Consider the following 19161-nt stretch of genomic DNA (forward strand, 5'->3'; position numbering starts at 1 on the left):
CAGCGGCTGATCGCTCACCGATTCGCTGCATTCGTCAGCCGAATCCGCGACGGGAATGCGAACGGCAACACGCGTGCATTCGAAGCTGCGCGACGCACCAGAAATATTCGTGTTCCCGGCGACGGATTTCCCGCCGACCGACGTTAAACACGGGTACGCATCGCGAGAGCCCTTCCATGGACCACCCGAACGACATCACACCGGCCGCCATCGCGCTGAACCGCTTCGGTCTCGGCGCGCGCGCCGACGAAGCGCCGCTTGCCGACCCGAAGGCGGCGCTGGTCGCGCAATTCGACCGTTACGACGCGCGGCCGGCCGCGTGGGCCGGCGAGCCGGACGCGGTGGCGCTCGCGACGCGCTTCGCGAACGCGCGCAATGCGATGACGGCCAACGATCCGGCAACGAAGCGCGCGACCGAGCAGTCGATCCGGCGCGACGGCAACGACACGTATCGCAGCGCCGTCGTTGCGCGGATGAACAGCGCGCTGAATGCGCCCGCGCCGTTCGTCGAGCGTCTCGTGCATTTCTGGGCGAACCATTTCGCGGTGTCGGTCGATAAGGGACCGGTGGCGGCCTACGCGGGCGCGTTCGAACGCGACGCGATCCGTCCGCACGTGCTCGGCCGTTTCGAGGACATGGTGGTCGCCGTCGAACAGCATCCCGCGATGCAGCTGTTCCTCGACCAGGCGCGCTCGGTCGGCCCCGACAGCCCGGCCGCGCTGCGTGCCGAAGCGCGCAATCCGACGGCCAAGCGCGGGCTCAACGAGAATCTCGCGCGCGAAATCATGGAACTGCACACGCTCGGCGTGCGCACGGGTTACACGCAGGCCGACGTGACGGAATTCGCGCGTGCGCTGACCGGCTGGAGCATCGCCGGCGGGCGCGGCCCGCAGCCCGGCGATGCGGCGCCCGGCGCGTTTGTGTTCCGCCCGAAACTGCACGAACCCGGCGTGCGGACCGTGATGGGGCGCAGCTATGACCAGGCCGGCGAAGCGCAGGCGCGCGCGATCCTGCACGACCTCGCACATTCGGAGGCGACCGGCCGGCATATCGCGTTCCAGCTTGCCCGCCATTTCGTCGCCGACAATCCGCCGCCTGCGCTGACTGACCGGCTCGCCCGCGCGTTCGATGCAAGCGGCGGCGATTTGCCGACCGTCTATCGCGCGCTCGTCGACGCGCCCGATGCGTGGGCGCCGGTCAACCGCAAGTTCAAGACGCCGTGGGAGTGGGCCGTGTCGTCGCTGCGCGGGCTCGGCTGGCGCGACTCCGGCGACCTGAAGGTCGCGCCGCTGCTCACGCAGCTCGGCCAGCCGGTGTGGCGGCCCGGCTCGCCGGCAGGCTACGACGACGTTGCCGCGAGCTGGGCCGCGCCCGACGCGCTCGTGCGCCGTGTCGAGCTCGCGCAGCGGCTGGCCGCGCGCACGGGCGACCGGCTCGACCCGCGCACGCTCGGCAACACGCTGCTCGCCGGTTCGCTGAGCGCGCCGACCGCGACCGCGCTGTCGCGCGCCGAAAGCGCAACCACGTCGCTCGCGCTGCTGCTCGTATCGCCCGATTTCCAACGGAGATGACCATGACACTGTCCCGCCGACAATTCCTGAGCGTGGCCGCCGCCGGTGCAGGCGCGATCCTCGTCGCGCCGCGGATCGTGTTCGCGAACGTCGAGACCGATCGGCGCTTCGTGTTCGTGATCCAGCGCGGCGCGGCCGACGGCCTGAACATCGTCGTCCCGTTTGCCGAGCCCGCATATGCATCGCTGCGCGGCCCGCTGGCGATCGACACGTCGGCCGCGACGCGGCTCGACGGCACATTCGCGCTGCATCCGTCGCTCGTGCAGACCGCGCAGTTGTACCGCGACGGGCAGGCGCTGTTCGTTCATGCGATCGCGTCGCCGTATCGCGACCGCTCGCATTTCGACGGCCAGAACGTGCTCGAGACGGGCGGCCGCGCGCCGTACCAGGTGAAGGACGGGTGGCTGAACCGGCTCGCCGCGCTGCTGCCGGCCACGCGCGAAAACGCGATCGCGTTCGCGCCGACCGTGCCGCTCGCGTTGCGCGGCACCGTGCAGGCCGCGTCGTACGCGCCGTCCGGTTTGCCGGCCGCGCCGGACGACCTGCTCGCGCGCGTGTCGGCGCTCTATGAGGCCGATGCGCAGCTCGGCCCGCTGTGGCAATCGGCGATGGACGCGCGCGGCCTCGCCGGCGATGCGCACGCGCGGCAGGACCCGGCGGGTGTCGGCAAGCTCGCCGCGACGTTTCTCGCGCGCGACGACGGCCCGCGCATCGCGATGATCGAGACGGGCGGCTGGGATACACACAGTGCGCAGAACGCACGGCTCGCGAATCAGCTGAAGGCGCTCGACACGATGCTCGCCGCGCTGCGCGACGGGCTCGGGCCGGCATGGCAGCAGACCACGGTGCTGGTCGCGACCGAGTTCGGCCGCACGGCCGCCGCGAACGGCACGGGCGGCACCGATCACGGGCAGGCGTCGGTCGCGATGCTCGCGGGCGGCGCGGTTGCCGGCGGCCGCGTGATTGCCGACTGGCCGGGGCTGCGGCCGGGCGACCTGTACGAAGGGCGCGACCTGAAGCCGACCGCGTCGCTCGACGCGCTGATCTCGGGCGCCGCCGCCGAAAGCCTGCGGCTCGATCCACGCCGTACCGCGTCAGCGCTGTTCGCGGAAAGCGGTGCGACGCGGCCGATGAGCGGGTTGATTCGCGGCACCGCGTGACCCGCGGCGTTGCCGCTTCGGTGATGAATCCATCCACTACACAAAAGGGAGAATGCAAGATGATGAAGATCCGATCCGTTTCGCTTGCGATGCTGGTGACGGCCAGTGCGGCGCTGATGTCCGCCTGCGTGGTCGAACCCGTGCGGCCGCCGCAGCCGGCGCCCGTCGTCGAGGTACCGCCTCCAATGCCCGCACCGGGCTATCGCTGGGCGAAGGGGCATTACCGGTGGGCCGGCAATCACTGGGCGTGGGTGCCCGGGCACTGGGTGGGCGTGTACTGATCACGCGAGGCGTGACGTGGCGTGCGGCGCGGGTGCCGGGATGCGCGGCAGCGGATTGAAATGCGACGCGCGTTGACCTAAGCTCGCGGGGCGCGGAGACGGGCATGCCCGTTCGCCCGTCACGGCGAACCGATCCGCGGCCGTCGTTTTCTTCGTTATGGCACCCACATGAAAGCATGGCTCGTTGCGCTGGTCGTCGCGGCCGGCATGACCGGCGCGCACGCCGCGTCGTTCAACTGCGCGAAAGCATCCACGTTCGTGGAGCGCGAAATCTGCACCAATCCGGCGTTGTCGCGTCTCGACGATGCGCTCAACGCGGATTACCAGCGCGTTGTCGATGACTTCGCCAACTACCCGGTCGAGGATCCGCCCGAATATCACTCGTTCATCGCCAGCCAGAAGGCGTGGCTGAAGACGCGCAACCGCTGCACGACGACGCAGTGCCTGATCGACAGTTACCGCAAGCGCATCGACGTGCTGTGCGGGCAGATCGACGTGCCGGCCGAAAGCGATCGCACGAAGTGCCGTAGCAATGGCGGCCTGGGCGGGCTCGAACTCGTTCGCTGAACGCCGGTGGTGCAGGCAGCCGCGCACGCACGACAGCCACGCCGCGCACCTGTCCCGCGCCAGTCCCGCGCCTGTCCCGCAGCGGTCTCGTGATGCACGCGGCGCCGGTTGCCGTGCCGCTTACGCCTGTCTCTCGACGCGCCGTACCCCGGTGCCGCCTGACCCGTCCCCATTCCCCATCCGTTCCCTCCAGCCCGGCACGTTCCGGGCCTGATCCTTCATTCTCCTGACGAATGCACGGCGCAACGCCGCGCGTAGCCGCTGCCGCCACCGGCAGGGGGACCCCCGTTCAGGGGATGGTTCGCGATCCCGTCAGGCCGGAACATTGCGTCACCGGGATGCCACTCACGCGCCAAGCGCTCAACCCCTTGTGACAGCCCGCCATTCCTTTACGAACTCTAGGAGAGGTCAATGCAGGACGACACATGGGCACCGGCATCGTCGGCTTACGCCTACCCGTTGCTGATCAAGCAACTGCTGCACACACCGACGAAGCAGGCCGCCAGCCAGGAAATCGTCTATCGGGGCGATCTGCGGATCAGCTATGCGACGCTGCGTGAACGGATCGGCCGGCTCGCGAACGCGCTGGCCACGGCCGGCGTGCGGCACGGCGACACGGTCGCGGTGATGGACTGGGACAGCCATCGCTATCTCGAGTGCTACTTCGCGGTGCCGATGATGGGCGCAGTGCTGCAGACGGTGAACGTGCGGCTGTCGCAGGACGAGATCGCGTACACGATCGACCATGCGCACGCCGACGTCCTGCTCGTGCACGCGGATTTCCTGCCGGTCGTCGATGCGATTCGCGAGCGGTTGCCGCATGTGCGCACGTTCATTCTGCTCGACGAGCCGGACAGCGCACCGTGCTCGCACGCGATCCCGTTCATCGGTGAATACGAGGCGCTGCTCGCAGCGAGCGCGGTCGACTACGCGTTTCCCGATTTCGACGAGAACACGCGGGCGACCACGTTCTATACGACCGGCACGACCGGCCTGCCGAAGGGCGTGCATTTCACGCACCGCCAGCTCGTGCTGCACACGCTCGCGATCATGGCCGCGCTGTCGAGCCCGGAATCGGGCCAGCGTTTTCATCGCGGCGACGTCTACATGCCGCTTACGCCGATGTTCCACGTGCACGCCTGGGGGATGCCTTACGTCGCGACCGTGCTCGGCGTGAAGCAGGTGTACCCGGGCCGCTACGTGCCCGAGCGCATCGTGAAGCTGGTGCAGGACGAGGGCGTGACGTTCTCGCACTGCGTCGCGACGATCCTGCACATGCTGCTCGGCTGCGACACGGCTGCGACAGCCGATCTCGGCCGCTGGAAGATCGTGATCGGCGGCGGCGCGTTGCCGCAAGGGCTGGCGCGCACCGCGCTCGCGCACGGGATCGACATCTTCGCGGGCTACGGAATGTCGGAGACGTGCCCCGTGCTGAGCCTTGCGCAACTGCCGCCGGGTGCGGAGCAGCTCGATGCCGACGAACAGGTGCGGATGCGCTGCCGGGCGGGCCGACCGGTGCCGCTCGTCGACCTGCGGGTGGTCGACGACGACATGAGCGAGCTGCCGCGCGACGGCCACGCGTACGGCGAGATCGTCGCGCGTGCGCCGTGGCTCACGCAAAGCTACGTGAAAAATCCTGAGGCATCCGAAATCCTCTGGGCGGGCGGCTATCTTCATACGCAGGACGTCGGCCATGTCGATCCGTCCGGCGCACTGCAGATCACCGATCGCATCAAGGACGTGATCAAGTCGGGCGGCGAATGGATCTCGTCGCTCGAGATCGAGAACCTGATCTCGATGTACCCGGGCGTCGCGGAAGTCGCGGTGATCGGCGTGCGTGACGACAAGTGGGGCGAGCGGCCGGTCGCGGTCGTCGTGTGCAAGCCCGGCTTCACGCTCAGCGAGGAGGGTATCCGCTCGCACGTGACGCGCTTCAGCGCGACCGGGCGGATCTCGAAGTATGCGGTGCCGCAGGTCGTCCGGTTCGTCGACGCGCTCGACAAGACGAGCGTCGGCAAGATCGACAAGAAGGCGCTGCGCGCGCAGTTCGCCTGAATGAATTCAAGGAGCAGAGCATGAGCATCAACGAATACCGCCTCGCCAGTATCGACGACTTCGTGGGCCGCGAGCTCGGCGTGTCGGACTGGCTTCTCGTCGATCAGGCACGTATCGACGCGTTCGCCGAATGCACCGGGGATCGCCAGTGGATTCACGTCGACGTCGAGCGTGCGCGGCGCGAAAGCCCGTTCGGCGGCACGATCGCGCACGGCTACCTCGCGCTGTCGCTGCTGGCCAGGTTCGCGATCGAACTTGGCGTGATTCCGGAGGACGCGTCCGCCGGCCTCAACTACGGGCTCGACAAGGTGCGCTTCATGGCGCCGGTGAAAGCGGGCGCGCGTGTGCGCAATCGCATCACGCTCGTGTCGGTCGCCAGGAAGGACGGCGCTCGCGTGCTGATCAAGGTGATGAACGAACTGCAGATCGAAGGCGAAGACACGCCCGCGCTGATCGCCGAATCCCTCGTCTTGCTGGTCGCGTAACGCTACGCGCACCAGCCGACCGACTACCCGAATCAAGGAACCAAGCCATGACCACTACCGAACAACCGACCCATTCCACCCCGGCCGACGAAATCGCGTCCGTCGCGGCCGACGGCATGCTGGGCCCGAACCCGTTCGTCGGGCTGCGGCCCCGCGACGTGCTGGCCACCGTGCAGCAGCTCGTCACGCAGGCGATGCGCCAGCCGGCGCTCGTCGCGCGGCAAGAGACTGCGCTCGCCCGCGAGATGACGCGCGTGCTGCTCGGCACCGCGGATATCGAACCGCCGCAAGGCGATCGCCGCTTCGCCGATCCGGCATGGCACGACAACGCGCTGTACCGAATGACGATGCAGGGCTACTTCGCGTGGCGCGAATCGCTCACGGGCTTCGTCGACCGCTCCGCGCTCGACCCGAAGAGCAAGGAGCGTGCGCAGTTCGTAATGTCGCTGTTCGCCGACGCGATGTCGCCCACCAATACGCTGCTCGGCAATCCGGCCGCGCTGAAGAAGATCGTCGAATCGGGCGGCGCGAGCCTGCTCGGCGGTGCGAAGAATCTCGTCGCCGACATGCTCGGCAATCAAGGCATGCCCGCGCAGGTCGACAAGACGGCGTTCGAAGTCGGCCGCAATCTCGGCACGTCGCCGGGCGCGGTGGTGTTCCGCAACGAAGTGCTGGAGCTGATCCAGTACGCACCGGCCACCGAGCAGGTGTACGGCCGCCCGCAGCTCATCGTGCCGCCGCAGATCAACAAGTTCTACGTGTTCGACCTGTCGGAAGGCAAGAGCATCGTCGACTACCTCGTGAAGAGCGAATTCCAGGTGTTCGCGGTGAGCTGGCGCAATCCGACCGCCGAGCACAGCGACTGGGGCCTCGACAACTACGTGCGTGCGCTGCTCGAAGCGATCGACGCGGTGCGCGACATCACCGGCAGCGACGACGTGAACCTGCACGGTGCGTGCTCCGGCGCGATGACGATCTCGGCGCTGCTCGGCCACCTTGCATGCCGTGGCGAGAAGACGGTGAATGCGACGACGCTGATGGTGGCCGTGCTCGACAACACGACCGATTCGCAACTCGGCCTGTTCGCGACGCCGGAGGCGATCGCGGCGGCCAAGCAGAACAGCATTGCGCGCGGCGTGCTGGCCGGCGAGGAGATGGGGCGCGTGTTCGCGTGGATGCGGCCGAACGATCTGGTGTGGAACTACTGGGTCAACAACTATCTGCTCGGCAAGACGCCGCCGGCGTTCGACATCCTATACTGGAACAACGATACGACACGCCTGCCCGCGAAGCTGCATGGCGAGCTGCTCGACATCTTCGCCGGCAACCTGTTCGCCACACCGCGCGCGCTCACGGTGCTCGGCACGCCGATCGACCTGTCGGAGGTGACGTGCGACAAGTATGTGGTGGCGGGCATCACCGATCACATCACGCCGTGGAAGGGCGTCTACAACACCGCGCGGACCTTCGGCGGCGACACGCGGTTCGTGCTCAGCTCGAGCGGGCACATCCAGAGCCTCATCAATCCGCCGGGCAATCCGAAGGCGAAGTATTTCAGCAATCCCGCGCTGCCGGCCAGCGCCGACACCTGGCTGGCCGACGCGCGCACGGAGAAGGATTCGTGGTGGAGCGACTGGCGCGACTGGCTGGCCACGCGCTCCGGCGAGCGGCGCGATGCACCGGCCACGCTCGGCAGCGAAGCCTATCCGGCTGGCGTCCAGGCGCCGGGTACCTATGTCGTCGAAGCATGACGCAACCGCAGGCCGCTCGTCGGCCGATTTTTTCAAACCCTTGTACTACGGAGATCCGATGATGGAACCCACCAATCCTGCCAACCTGTTCGCGGAATACACGAAGATGCTCACCCAGTTCAAGCTGCCCGGCATCGATGTCGGCGCGGTGATGGAAGCACGCCGTAAGGATATCGAAGCGCTGGCCGCCGCGAATACCGCGGCGCTCGCAGGCGCACAGACGCTCGGACAGAAGCAGGCCGAAATCATGCGTTCGACGCTGGCCAGCCTGCAATCGATGGTCGAGCAGGTCGCCACGTCCGGCGTGACGCCCGGCGCGAACACCGGCGAGCTGGTGCAGAAGGCGCTGCACAAGGCGCTCGCCGACATGCAGGACCTGGCGGATACGGCCTACCGTGCGCAGACGGAAAGCATGGCGGCCATCACCAAGCGTGCCGGCGAGCATATCGAGGAGCTGAAGGCGTTGCTGAAACCGCAGGGCGGCGATGCACAGCGCTGACGCCGCGGGCAGCGACTTGCCGGGCCGCGCGCCCGCCGCGCCGACGGTCGCGCCCGGCGCGGCCGACGGCCGGACGACCGGCGGCGGCTTCGTGATCCGTACGATCGACGTGAACGGCCAGGTGCTGCGCGTGGGCGTGAAACCGGGTAGCGACGCATCGCCGCCGCTCCTGGTCTTCAACGGCATCGGCGCGAACCTGGAGCTGCTCGAGCCGTTTGTCGCCGCGCTGGACGACGTGCGCGTGATCGCGTTCGACGTGCCGGGCGTGGGCGGCTCGCCGGCACCGCTGGTGCCGTACCGCTTCTCGACGCTCAGCGTGCTGGCCGACCGGCTGCTCGCGCGTCTCGGCCACGACGGTCCGGTCGATGTGCTCGGCGTGTCGTGGGGCGGGGCGCTCGCGCAGCAGTTCGCGCGGCTCTATCCGGTGCGGTGCCGGCGGCTCGTGCTCGCGGCGACGTCGCCTGGCGTCGTGATGGTGCCGGGCCGGCCGTCAGTGCTCGCGAAGCTGGCGGGGCCGCGTCGCTACACCGACCCCGGCTACCTGAGCCGGATCGGCGCGGATCTCTACGGCGGCGCGTACCGGCGCGATCCCGCGATGCTGGCGGAGCACGGGCGGCATATCCAGCCACCGCGCGGGCGAGGCTACCTGTACCAGTTGCTTGCGGCGACCGGGTGGACGAGCCTGCCGTGGCTGCACGCGCTGCGCCAGCCGACGCTCGTGCTGCACGGCAACGACGATCCGATCGTGCCGCTCGTGAACGCGCGGATTCTCGCCGCGCGGATCCGGCGCGCGGAGCTTCACGTGATCGACGACGGTCATCTGTTCCTGGTCGCGCGAGCGGACGAAGTGGCGCCGATGGTGAAGCGCTTTCTTCGCAAGGCAATCGACTGACGCACTGAGCGGTTCAGCTGTCGAGGCGGCGCGTCCCGAGCAGCCCGAGCGATTGCGCGACCGCAACCGCTCGGGCGCGCTTGTCTACCTCGAGCTTCATGAACAGGCTCTTGATGTGCGACTTCACGGTTTCGGGCGCAATGCCGAGCGTGCGGGCGATTTCCTTGTTCGACTGTCCGTGCGCGATCAGCTCGACGATGTCGCGTTCGCGCACGCTCAGCATGTCGCGCTGGGCCGCTCGCGCGGGCTGGGCGTCTTGCTGGTACTGCGCGCGGCAGCCGTCGAGCAGGCGCTCGATGTACGCGAGACGGTCCCGGGTCTGCGACGATGCACGTGCCTGGTCGCGCATCGCCTGCAGCAACTCGCCGATCTCGGGGCCCTGGTCGACGATCGACCGGTAGATGCCGGCCGGTTCGGCCACCTCGAGCACCTCGGCGAACGTGTCGAGCGCCGCCGCGCGTTCGCCGCCGCGCAGCTGCACCAGCGCGAGCACGGTCTTCAGGCGCAGCGCGAGATAGTCACTGTGCCGTAGCGACGCGCAGCGCAGGCCGTCGTCCAGCGCGGCGACGGCACCCTGCAGGTCGTTGCGGGCCGTCGCGACGCAAGCCGTGACGAGTGCGCGATAGGTGTCGATTTCGAGCGACGTGTCGACTTGCGCGCCGCGATCGCCACCGGCGAGCCGATCGAACTGCATGACACACGCGGCTGCCTCGGTGAGGCGACCCTCCGCAATGTGGAGCCGCGTGCGCTCGACGAGCACGGCCGCGGTCAGGCGTGGCCAGCCGCGTGCGTGGGCGAGCGCCTGTGCACGATCGAGCAGCGCATACGCGTGCGGGAATTCGGCGCGGGCGATGGCGATGCGGATCAGCAGCTTGTACGCGGTCAGCAGGCTGTCCAGCAGCACCGCTACATCGATGACGGGCATCAAGTCGATCACGAGCGCGCGGGCCTCGTCGAGCCGGCCTTGCTCGTAGCGGATCTGCCCGAGCATCGGCGCGCAGATCGCGACCGAGATCGACTGCGGGCCGCAATGGCGCGTGCCGAGCTGCATCGCTTCCGAGAAATAGCGTTCGGCGAGTTCGAAATGCATCTGCTGCATTTCCGCATGGCCGAGCAGCGACAGCCGATAGACCGACGCGAACACGAGGCGGCGGTCGTCGCCCGACTGCGGAATCCACGGCGTCGCATACAGCGCCTCGAGATTGCCGGCCTTCCAGTGGCCGAAGCGCACGACGTTCGACACGACGTTGGTCGTCCACGTATCGGTGGACGGACGGTCGAGGCATGGCTGTGCCAGCGCGAACGCGCGGCGCGGATCGTCCTGCAGCGCAGCGATCACCGAGCGGACGGCCTGGCATTCGTGGCGGATGTCGGCCGGATCGACGCCGGCGCCCGGCGTGCGCTCGATCGCGTCGAGCATCGCCAGCGCATCGTCGAAACGCATCGCGAGCGCCATGCCCCAGGCGATCGCGAGCGATACGCGAACCTGGCCTTGCATCAGGTCGGCCGGGAACTGGCGCTGCCAGCCGAGCAGTGTCAGCAGGTCGCCGCGCATCACGAGCGTCATCGCGCAGTGGGCCATCAGCGCGACGGCCTCGTCACGCGCGCCGGCCGCGAGCGCGTGCGTGACGGCATCGGTCCACAGCGCTTGCGATGCGTACCAGCGCGACGCACGGCGGTGCAGGTCGGGTATCGCGTCGGGGCATTGGGTGGCCAGCCGTTGCCGCAGGTACTCGGCCATCAGCGGGTGATAGCGGAACCATTCGCCATCCTGATCGAGTGGCTGGAGCAGCAGTTGCCGCGCGACGATCGTGTCGAGCATTGGCCGGCTCGTCGCGACGCCGGTCACCGCTTCGCACAGCGGCGCGCTCAGCCGGTCGAGCACCGACGTGCGCAGCATGAAATCGACGAGGTCGGCCGGCAGGCGTTCGAGCATGCCTTCGAGGTAGGCCGCGAACGGCCGCGACGCGCCCGACGGGATGCGTGCCGCGCCGTCGTGGCCCGGTGCGCCGCCGCGCTTGAGCACCGACGCGGCAATGCGGAGCGCGGCCGCCCAGCCCTCGGTGCTGACGAACAGCGACTTGACGGTCGCATCGGCGAGTGTGCCCGGGCATTCGCGGCGCACGAACGACTGGGTCTCGTCGAAGCTGAAGCGCAGCTCGGCCGCGTCGATCTCCATCAGCTCGTTGTGCGCCCTGAGCCGCGCGAGCGGCAGCGGCGGTTCGGTGCGCGTGCAGATCACCACATGGACCTGTGACGGCGCGTGGTCGATGAAATACGCGACGCCGGCATGGATCGCCGGCGAGCCGATCAGGTGGTAGTCGTCGATGAACAGATAGAGCTCGTCGTCGACGTCGACCAGTTCGTTGATCAGCGTCGACACGATCGCATCCGGCGGCAGCAGCGACGCGTCGGCGGACAGGCCGGCCGCGATGCCGATGTCGCCGCAGGCCTGCTGCAGCGCTTGCGCAAAGTAATGGAAGAAGCGGGCCGGTTCGTCGTCGCCGACGTCGAGCGACAGCCAGCCGGCGAGCGCGCCGCGGGTGCGCAGGCAATCGAGCCACAGGCGGGCGAGCGACGTCTTGCCGAATCCGGCCGGCGCCTGGATCACGGTGAGCCGCTTGCTTTCCGCCGTTTCGGCGAGTTCGACGAGCCGCGGCCGATCGACGAGACCGGCCGGCAGTCGTGGCGGCAGCACCTTGGTCGCGACCAGCGACGGCGGCCGCCTGGCGGGCGTGACATCGGCTACGAGCATCGACGGCTCCGGATGATCGGGTTGCCGCTCGCCGGCTCCCCCAACGACGTGTTCGCACTCCCCCGAACGTGGGATACGCGGCAGGGCCGCGCGGCGGCACCATATCTCGTATCGAGGCGGTCGGCGTGCCGCCGGCCAACCTCGGTGCATCTTGCGTGGCGCGACGGCACCGGCGCGCCATGCGCGAAATCATACGCCCAATCATGGGGCGGGAGGGGACACGAAACGGCCTTCGCACGTGCTGCCATGCACAAGCACGACGCCCCGCGCATCGCATGCGCGGCGACCGTTTCGACGGATACCGGACACGCAGTGCGTTCCGGTCGGATCAACCATGCTCGCGTTTCACTCACCGAAACAACGCAGGTGGCGCGCGAGTCGAGAGGACAGTGTCGTGTTGAATAACGTACCCCGCATCAGCGACCGTCTGCGTGAACGGACGACGTCGCTGGCGGAGGATCTTTCTCCGGTCGTCGAACGCGCGTATGAAACGCTTGCGATGCTCGACGGCCATGAGTCGCTGGCACCGGCCGCGACCCGCGATGTTTTCGAATCGGTCGAGATGTCTGCGACGATCTGGTTTCGTACGCTGCTGGACGGCGCACCGCCGTCCACGCAGGACGTCGATGCGTTCCAGGACATCGGCCGCCGCCGCGTGTACCAGCGCGTGCCGTTGCAATCGACGCTGCAGGCGTTGCGTGTCGGGATGCGCGAAGTGTGGCGCGCGTATATCGGTCTCGGCGAAGACGACCGTGCGATAGCCGATGAGCTCCTGTACAGCGTATCGCCGTATCTGTTCGACTACTTCGACGTCGTCGCGCAGACCATCGTGCAGACCTATCTGGCCGAGCAGTACCAGCAGGCGCGCTGGCGCGAGACGCTGCTGCACCAGCTGTACAGCATCGTGTTCCACTCGCCGGGCGATATCGAGGGATTTCATTCGACCGCCGAAGCGCTCGGGCTGGATTTTGCTGTGTCCCGCATCGCGCTGGCGATCGACGTTGACCTCGACGGCCATACGCCGGGCGAGCGCGGTGAAGCGTGCGAGCGCATCGCGATCGCGGCGGCGCGGCATCTCGGCACGTCGCCCGACAACCTGGTGCGCGCGTGGCATCGCGGCCGCCTGATTCTGTGGACGCCGTGTGTGCACGGCGATTCGCTGTGCCGAAGCGACCGGCTGACGACCGAACGCGCCCGTGCACTGGTCGCCGCGCTGCCGCAGATTCGCCGGATCGGCATCGGCCTGATGAACGAAGGGCCGGCCGGCTGGGCCGCGTCGGTCGAGGAGGCGGTGAAGGCGCTCGACGCGGGTGCCGCGAACGACCGGCGCGACAAGGTGTGCCCGTATGCGTCGATCGTGATCGAGGAGGGCGCGCGTCGCGCGGATAACGTGCGGCGCTATCTGGTTTCGCTCCTGGAGCAGCTGTCGTCCGAACCGGAACTCCTGGCGACGCTGAAAGCGTACTTCGAGCAGGGCCAGCGTCTCGGCAAGACGGCCGGCGCGCTCGCGATTCACGCGAACACGCTCAGCTACCGCATCGAGCGCATCGAAACGCTGCTCGGCGCGAGCCTCGACGACGTGTCGTGGGTGTCGCGGCTCGACGTCGCGCTCAAGCTGCGCCGAGCCGCACCGGCGGTGCACTGATCGCCGCCGGCTGGCCGGTCAATCGTTGCGCGCGACGCGATCGCTTTCGTCGCGCAGCTTCAACAAGCCGAGCAACTGGCGATCGCGCAGGTCGGCCAACGCGCCGATCGAGCGGCCGTCCGCTTCTTGCAGCGCACCGTCGATCAGCGTGCGCTGCACGTCCGGCGACAACTGCGGCGTGCCGAGCACGGCCCACCACGCGGTCATCGGCCCGGTGAACTGCTCGAAGAAGTGCTCGATGCCGCCCTGGCCGCCGCCGAGATGGAACAGCAGCGTCGGGCCCATCAGCCCCCAGCGCAGGCCGGGGCCCCAGCAGACGGCCGCATCCGCGTCCGCGACGCTGACCACACCGGTCGACACCAGATGCACGACTTCGCGCCACAGCGCGGCCTGCAACCGGTTCGCAACGTGCCCGGGCACTTCCTTGTGCAGGCGGATCGTGCGCTTGCCGAGCGACGTGTAGAACGCCGTGACTTTCTCGACGGTCTGTTCCGACGTCTGCGCGCCGGAGACGATCTCGACGAGCGGAATCAGGTGCGGCGGATTGAACGGGTGGCCGATCACGCAGCGCTCCGGGTGCGCCGGGCAGCCTGTCTGGATCTCGCTCATCGTGAGGCCCGACGAACTCGACGCGATCGGCACGTCGGGCGGCAGCAGCGCATCGAGCTGGCCGTACAGCGTGCGCTTGAAGTCGATCCGCTCGGGGCCGTTTTCCTGCACGAGCCCCGCGCCGGCGACGGCCTCGGCAAGATCGTGCGTGAACGTCAGGCGTGCACGAGATGCGGCCGGCGCGAGCCCCAGTTCCTCCAGCGCGGGCCAGGCCGCGTCGAGATATTGACGAAGCCGCGCTTCGGCATCCGGCGCAACGTCGGTCGCCGCGACGTCGAGCCCTTTCGCAAGAAACAGCGCGGCCCAGCTCGCGCCGATGACGCCGGTGCCGATGACGGCGACACGCTTGATCGGGGTGGCCATGAAGACGCTCCTTTCAGAAGGATGAACGGCGGCGGAATCAAACGAATGCGCTGAAGCCCGTGACCGCGCGACCGACGATCAGCGCGTTCATTTCGCGGGTACCTTCATACGAATAGAGCGCTTCGGCGTCGGCGACGAAGCGGCCGACGTGATGGTCGAGCAGGATGCCGTTCGCGCCGAGCAGCTCGCGCGCCCAGCCGACCGTCTCGCGCATGCGCACCGTGCAGAGCCCCTTGGCGAGCGACGCGTGTTCGTCCTGCATGATGCCGGCGTCCTGCATCTGCGAGAGCCGGTGGCACAGCGCCTGCGTCGACGTGATGTTGCACAGCATGCGGAACAGCAGGTCCTGCACGAGCTGGAAGCTCGCGATCGGCCGGCCGAACTGCTGGCGCTCCTGCGCGTAACGCACCGCATGCTCGTATGCGCCGGTTGCACAGCCGACCGATTCCCATGCGACGGCCGCGCGCGTCATCTTCAGCACCTGCGCGGTGTCCTTGAAAGAATTCGCGTTCTGCAGCCGGTTCGCTTCGGATACCCGGCAGTCGGTCATCGTGATCAGCCCGTTCTGCACGACGCGCAGCGCCATCTTGTGCTGGATCTTGTCCACGTGAAAGCCGGGGGTGCGGTTCTCGACGATGAAGCCTTTGACCTGGTTGTCGGCGACGTCGCGCGCCCAGATGACCGTCACGTCGCCCCACGTCGCATTGCCGATCCATTTCTTCTGGCCGTTCAGGATCCACGTGTCGCCGTCGCGCCGTGCGCTCGTCAGCAGGCCGCCCGACGCGCCGGAGCCGACCAGCGGCTCGGTCAGCCCGAACGAGCCGATCTTGTCGAGCGCCGCCATCGGCGGCAGCCACGTGCGCTTCTGTTCGTCCGAGCCGCAGATCGCGATCGAACCCATCGCGAGGCCGGTGTGCACGCCGAAGAACGTCGAGATCGACGCGTCGACGCGCGCGAGTTCCATCATCACGAAGCCCATCAGCGTCGTGCTCTTGCCGGGGCAGCCGTAGCCCTGGAACGGCAGCCCGGCGATGCCGAGCGCCTTGAATTTCGGCAGCAGCTCGAACGGGAATTCGTCGCGCATCCAGAATTCGTTGATGATCGGCTGGACTTCCTTCTCCATGAACGCGCGGACCCGCAGCCGGATCTCGTTTTCGTCGTCGGGCAGCGTGCGCGCGAGCTGGTAGAAATCGCCGTCCGCTTCGGGTAGCGGGCGGGAAGCATGATCGCTGGTGGTCATGGCGGGGCTCCGGGTAACGGAAGGGGCGCGGCGTCAGGCGGCCGAGCGCAGATAGTCGTGGACGATCTCGCCGTTGCCGAGCGACAGGTCGGTGACCATGTGGACGGCCGACAGCACTTCGAGCACGGGCAGCTTCGCGACGGGCGCGAGGCAGTGCGGATGCAGTTCGAGCGAGGCCGGGCCCGTCCATGCGCCCTTGATGTTCACGTCGAACGAGTGGAAGCGCACGAGCTCGCACAGGCGGGGCGTGACGCCGTCCACGTGCGGAATGATCTTCAGCAGGAACCCCGGTGTTTCGAGCGACTGCCGGACCTTGTCGATATCGAGCGCGTGATACTTGTAGGTCATCGTCGCGGTCGCGACGCGCACACCGTTGTAATCGAGCGTGCCGACGAGGCTGTCGTTGCGCACCTCGAGCTTCGGCGACGCGAGCACTTTCGGGAAGCCGAGCAGTTCTCGCCCGGCCGCGATGCCGGCGAGGTTGTCGAGGTACATCGCGTGCGTGTAGCCGCCCGGTGCGCCGTCGAGCGTCACCGGAATCACCTGGCCCGATTCGGTATACGAACCGAGGCCGGTCGAGTCGGGCATCCGGATGAACTCGTATTTCACGACCGGCTCCACGATCTTCAGCGGCGCGGGCACCACGCGTTCGAGCGCGGCCGGGTCGGTGCGGTACGTGATGATGATGAATTCGCGGTCCACGAACCTGAACGGCGGCTTCGGATACGCGGGGCTGGTCAGCGGCATCGCGAATGCGGATGCGAGCACTTCGGCTTCGGTCATCGTCTTCTCCTCGATGGGCGGCATCACGTGCCGCGATGCAAACGGATGCGGCTCAGTCGGCGCCTTCCTGCCTGACCGCACCGTTTTGCAGCAGGCCGTCCATATCGGCCGCAGAGAAACCCAGCGTGGCGAGCACCGAGCGCGTGTGCTCGCCGAGGCGCGGCGCGCGACGCGGCGGCTCCTTCGGCGTATCGGCGACCTGCAGCGGGCTCGCGACGGTATGCCGTGCGCCGACCGCCGGATCGTCGATCGGCAGGAACACGCCGTTCTCGTGCATCTGCGGGTCGTTGACGATCTCCTCGGCGATCTGCACGACGCCGTAGATCACGCGCTGCGCGTCGAGTGCCCGTTTCCATTCGGCGAGCGGCCGGCTCGCGAAGACGGGGTCGAGGATGTCGACGAGGGCGGCGGCATGCTTCGCGCGCAGGTGGACGTCGGCAAAGCGCGGATCGCGCAGCAGATCCGGCAAGCCGACCGCCGCGACGAAGCCGGGCCAGTCCTTCTCCTGAGCGGCGACGAGCAGCAGCCAGCGATCGTCGGCGGTTCGATACGGATTGAGCAGCGCGTTCGGCGGCGTCTTGCGGTTGTGCTGGCCGAAGAAGCGTGCGCCGTTCAGGCCGCCCTCGATCCATGCGGCCGCGGCCCACGCGCCTTCCGCGATCAGCGACGTACCGACATGGCCGCCGCGCCCGGTCTTCTCGCGCCGGTAGAGGCCCGTGACGATCGCCGAATACAGCGTGCTCGCAGTGGCGTGATCGCCGATGCCGGGGATCGGTAGCGTCGGCGGGCTGCCTGCGTCGTGCGTGACTTCCATCAGGCCGGTGCGCGCCCAGTACGCGGTGATGTCGAAGCCGGGCCGATCGGCTTCAGGCCCGTATGCGCCGTAACCGGTGATGTCCGCATAGATCAGGCGCGGGTTGAGCGGGCCGACCTGTTCATAGGTCAGCCCGAGCGCGTGCTTCACCTTCGGCGGAAAGTTCGTGACCAGCACGTCGGCCCATTCGACGAGCCGCACAAGCACGTCCTTCGCGGCCGGATGCTTGAGGTCGACCGCGAGGCTGCGCTTGTTCCGGTTGGTGAGCTGCCACGCATAGTTGCGCTCGCACACGGGGTTGGGCGGCGTCGCATAGAACTGCCGATACGGATCGCCCTGGCCGGGCGGCTCGACCTTGATCACGTCCGCGCCGTAGTCCGACAGGATCGTGGTGGCGGCCGGCCCGGCGATGTAGCTGGCGAGGTCGACGACCTTCAGGTCGGAGAAGATGTTGTCTGCCTTCACGATGCCTCCGTTGCCGCGTTCGGGTGCCCGGGGAATCTGGCGGGGAATTGCCGACCGGCTGCGCGAGCGGTCGTGCTGAACTCTAGCAACGCGATGCGCGTGTCGAACTGGAGAAATCACCAAAGCGCATTGTGGAAACACACATGGCGGCGCATGCGAGTTGTATGAGGAAATAAGGAGACGCCTGATGAGGCAGGTGGGATGCCAATTGGTTGCGTACGCATCTAATGTGAAGTGCGCCGGCATGCGGCTGGAAGCAGCGGGAACGCGTCGAATGAAGTGCGTACTTGCGCGTTCCTTGATCCTGAGCAAGCTTAGATCGATTTGCGCATGCGGTACGCGAATAGATTCCTTGAAAAGGTTCCAATTAGCTCCTAAGGTTAAACGCACTTCGCCCGGCGACACGATCGAGGCGATGCGTAGCGCGATCGCCAGCGTGTGCCACGCGAACGATTCGCGCCATCCGACGTGGTAGTTCCCCACACAAGTCAAACGAGGACGCCGGTGACGTATCGCATCGCATTGCTCATCGTCGTGCTGATCGCGCCATGCGTCGGATGGTGCGTGTCGGCGCACGCAGCGGAGCCGGCCACGGAAGCCGCGCCCGACACGATGCAGGCGCGCGTGATGGGCTGCGCCGCTTGCCACGGCGCGCATGGCGAGGGCACCGACAATGATTACTTCCCGCGTCTCGCCGGCAAGCCGGCCGGCTACCTGTACCTGCAGCTGCGCGCGTTCCGCGATGGCGGCCGCAAGTATCCGCCGATGAATTACCTGCTTGCGTACTTGCCCGATCCGTACCTGCGCCAGATCGCCGAGCACTTCGCCGCGCAGCATCCGCCGTATCCGCCGCCTGCCGCGCCTGCCGCCGATCCGAAGGATCTCGAGCGTGGGCGCTCGCTCGTCACCGCGGGCGATCCCGCGCGCGGCGTGCCGGCCTGCGCGAGCTGCCACGGCCGTGAGCTGACCGGCATGGCGCCGGCGATTCCCGGGCTGGTGGGCCTGCACGCGAACTACATCAGCGCGCAACTGGGCGCATGGCGTTACGGCACACGCCGCGCGGTGGCGCCCGATTGCATGCACGACATCGCATCGAAGCTGTCCGGGGACGACATCACGGCGGTCGCGGCGTGGCTCGCTGCACAACCGGCGCCGCAGAATCCGCTGCCCGCGACGCAAGACGCAGCGAAATTGCCGCTTGCCTGCGGCAGCATGGGCCACTAGCC

16 protein-coding genes are annotated in these 19161 nt (G+C 68.0%); 11 read left to right on the plus strand and 5 right to left on the minus strand.

Annotation, left to right across the window (positions count from 1 at the left end; genetic code table 11):
- The first annotated feature begins 176 nt into the window (after window positions 1-176).
- The 9 genes from BCEP18194_RS29695 (at window position 177) to phaZ (ending at window position 9261) form a co-directional block, all read left to right on the plus strand.
- The gene (locus tag BCEP18194_RS29695; protein WP_041493279.1) at window positions 177-1571 is read left to right on the plus strand and encodes a DUF1800 domain-containing protein; all 1395 of its coding nucleotides are present in this window, start codon (window positions 177-179) and stop codon (window positions 1569-1571) included.
- Window positions 1572-1573: 2 nt separating this feature from the next.
- On the plus strand, window positions 1574-2731 hold the full coding sequence (locus BCEP18194_RS29700; protein ID WP_011354989.1) for a DUF1501 domain-containing protein: 1158 nt from the start codon (window positions 1574-1576) through the stop codon (window positions 2729-2731).
- Between the two features lie 62 nt (window positions 2732-2793).
- Entirely contained in the window at window positions 2794-3012 is a 219-nt protein-coding gene (locus BCEP18194_RS29705; protein ID WP_041493558.1) for a YXWGXW repeat-containing protein, read from the plus strand.
- Window positions 3013-3180: 168 nt separating this feature from the next.
- Entirely contained in the window at window positions 3181-3579 is a 399-nt protein-coding gene (locus BCEP18194_RS29710) for a lysozyme inhibitor LprI family protein (protein WP_011354991.1), read from the plus strand.
- Between the two features lie 411 nt (window positions 3580-3990).
- Window positions 3991-5634, plus strand: coding sequence for a fatty acid--CoA ligase (locus tag BCEP18194_RS29715; protein WP_011354992.1), 1644 nt, complete (start codon window positions 3991-3993; stop codon window positions 5632-5634).
- Window positions 5635-5654: 20 nt separating this feature from the next.
- Window positions 5655-6119 carry a MaoC family dehydratase gene (locus tag BCEP18194_RS29720; RefSeq protein ID WP_011354993.1) on the plus strand — a complete coding sequence of 155 codons (465 nt, stop codon included), beginning with the start codon at window positions 5655-5657 and terminating at the stop codon, window positions 6117-6119.
- A 47-nt stretch (window positions 6120-6166) separates the two neighbouring features.
- Window positions 6167-7870: an alpha/beta fold hydrolase gene (locus BCEP18194_RS29725; protein ID WP_011354994.1), complete on the plus strand. Its 1704-nt coding sequence runs from the start codon at window positions 6167-6169 to the stop codon at window positions 7868-7870.
- A gap of 61 nt (window positions 7871-7931) precedes the next feature.
- Window positions 7932-8369, plus strand: coding sequence for a TIGR01841 family phasin (phaP, locus tag BCEP18194_RS29730; protein WP_041493559.1), 438 nt, complete (start codon window positions 7932-7934; stop codon window positions 8367-8369).
- Complete coding sequence (gene phaZ, locus BCEP18194_RS29735) at window positions 8356-9261, plus strand: poly(3-hydroxyalkanoate) depolymerase (RefSeq protein ID WP_011354996.1); 906 nt, start codon at window positions 8356-8358, stop codon at window positions 9259-9261. The genes phaP and phaZ overlap by 14 nt, the downstream gene beginning before the upstream one ends.
- 13 nt (window positions 9262-9274) lie before the next feature.
- On the opposite strand, the gene BCEP18194_RS29740 is transcribed toward phaZ, so the two are convergent.
- The gene (locus BCEP18194_RS29740) at window positions 9275-12016 is read right to left on the minus strand and encodes a LuxR C-terminal-related transcriptional regulator (RefSeq protein WP_011354997.1); all 2742 of its coding nucleotides are present in this window, start codon (window positions 12014-12016) and stop codon (window positions 9275-9277) included.
- A 394-nt stretch (window positions 12017-12410) separates the two neighbouring features.
- On the opposite strand from BCEP18194_RS29740, the gene BCEP18194_RS29745 reads away from it, so the two are divergent.
- On the plus strand, window positions 12411-13661 hold the full coding sequence (locus BCEP18194_RS29745; protein WP_041493280.1) for a PucR family transcriptional regulator: 1251 nt from the start codon (window positions 12411-12413) through the stop codon (window positions 13659-13661).
- A gap of 18 nt (window positions 13662-13679) precedes the next feature.
- Here the strand turns inward: BCEP18194_RS29745 and BCEP18194_RS29750 are convergent, their stop codons facing one another.
- From BCEP18194_RS29750 to BCEP18194_RS29765, 4 genes are read right to left on the minus strand one after another with little or no spacing between them, the layout of a single operon-like run.
- Window positions 13680-14633, minus strand: coding sequence for a 3-hydroxyacyl-CoA dehydrogenase NAD-binding domain-containing protein (locus tag BCEP18194_RS29750; RefSeq protein ID WP_011354999.1), 954 nt, complete (start codon window positions 14631-14633; stop codon window positions 13680-13682).
- A 37-nt stretch (window positions 14634-14670) separates the two neighbouring features.
- Window positions 14671-15873 (minus strand): acyl-CoA dehydrogenase family protein, encoded by a 1203-nt coding sequence (locus BCEP18194_RS29755; protein ID WP_011355000.1) that lies wholly within the window; start codon window positions 15871-15873, stop codon window positions 14671-14673.
- A 33-nt stretch (window positions 15874-15906) separates the two neighbouring features.
- A complete protein-coding gene (locus BCEP18194_RS29760; RefSeq protein WP_041493561.1) occupies window positions 15907-16656 on the minus strand; it encodes an acetoacetate decarboxylase in 750 nt (249 codons plus the stop codon).
- Window positions 16657-16708: 52 nt separating this feature from the next.
- Complete coding sequence (locus BCEP18194_RS29765; RefSeq protein WP_011355002.1) at window positions 16709-17935, minus strand: CaiB/BaiF CoA transferase family protein; 1227 nt, start codon at window positions 17933-17935, stop codon at window positions 16709-16711.
- A 612-nt stretch (window positions 17936-18547) separates the two neighbouring features.
- On the opposite strand from BCEP18194_RS29765, the gene BCEP18194_RS29770 reads away from it, so the two are divergent.
- A complete protein-coding gene (locus BCEP18194_RS29770) occupies window positions 18548-19159 on the plus strand; it encodes a c-type cytochrome (RefSeq protein ID WP_011355003.1) in 612 nt (203 codons plus the stop codon).
- Window positions 19160-19161: the final 2 nt, after the last annotated feature.

It is taken from the genome of Burkholderia lata (assembly GCF_000012945.1).
GTDB classification, from domain to species: Bacteria; Pseudomonadota; Gammaproteobacteria; order Burkholderiales; family Burkholderiaceae; genus Burkholderia; species Burkholderia lata.

Excerpts from the sequence above, each read along its gene's own strand:
- BCEP18194_RS29695 (WP_041493279.1), top strand. The coding sequence starts at position 177 with ATGGACCACCCGAACGACATCACACCGGCCGCCATCGCGCTGAACCGC.
- BCEP18194_RS29700 (WP_011354989.1), top strand. The coding sequence starts at position 1,574 with ATGACACTGTCCCGCCGACAATTCCTGAGCGTGGCCGCCGCCGGTGCA.
- BCEP18194_RS29705 (WP_041493558.1), top strand. The coding sequence starts at position 2,794 with ATGAAGATCCGATCCGTTTCGCTTGCGATGCTGGTGACGGCCAGTGCG.
- BCEP18194_RS29710 (WP_011354991.1), top strand. The coding sequence starts at position 3,181 with ATGAAAGCATGGCTCGTTGCGCTGGTCGTCGCGGCCGGCATGACCGGC.
- BCEP18194_RS29715 (WP_011354992.1), top strand. The coding sequence starts at position 3,991 with ATGCAGGACGACACATGGGCACCGGCATCGTCGGCTTACGCCTACCCG.
- BCEP18194_RS29720 (WP_011354993.1), top strand. The coding sequence starts at position 5,655 with ATGAGCATCAACGAATACCGCCTCGCCAGTATCGACGACTTCGTGGGC.
- BCEP18194_RS29725 (WP_011354994.1), top strand. The coding sequence starts at position 6,167 with ATGACCACTACCGAACAACCGACCCATTCCACCCCGGCCGACGAAATC.
- phaP (WP_041493559.1), top strand. The coding sequence starts at position 7,932 with ATGGAACCCACCAATCCTGCCAACCTGTTCGCGGAATACACGAAGATG.
- phaZ (WP_011354996.1), top strand. The coding sequence starts at position 8,356 with ATGCACAGCGCTGACGCCGCGGGCAGCGACTTGCCGGGCCGCGCGCCC.
- BCEP18194_RS29740 (WP_011354997.1), bottom strand. The coding sequence starts at position 12,016 with ATGCTCGTAGCCGATGTCACGCCCGCCAGGCGGCCGCCGTCGCTGGTC.
- BCEP18194_RS29750 (WP_011354999.1), bottom strand. The coding sequence starts at position 14,633 with ATGGCCACCCCGATCAAGCGTGTCGCCGTCATCGGCACCGGCGTCATC.
- BCEP18194_RS29755 (WP_011355000.1), bottom strand. The coding sequence starts at position 15,873 with ATGACCACCAGCGATCATGCTTCCCGCCCGCTACCCGAAGCGGACGGC.
- BCEP18194_RS29760 (WP_041493561.1), bottom strand. The coding sequence starts at position 16,656 with ATGACCGAAGCCGAAGTGCTCGCATCCGCATTCGCGATGCCGCTGACC.
- BCEP18194_RS29770 (WP_011355003.1), top strand. The coding sequence starts at position 18,548 with ATGCAGGCGCGCGTGATGGGCTGCGCCGCTTGCCACGGCGCGCATGGC.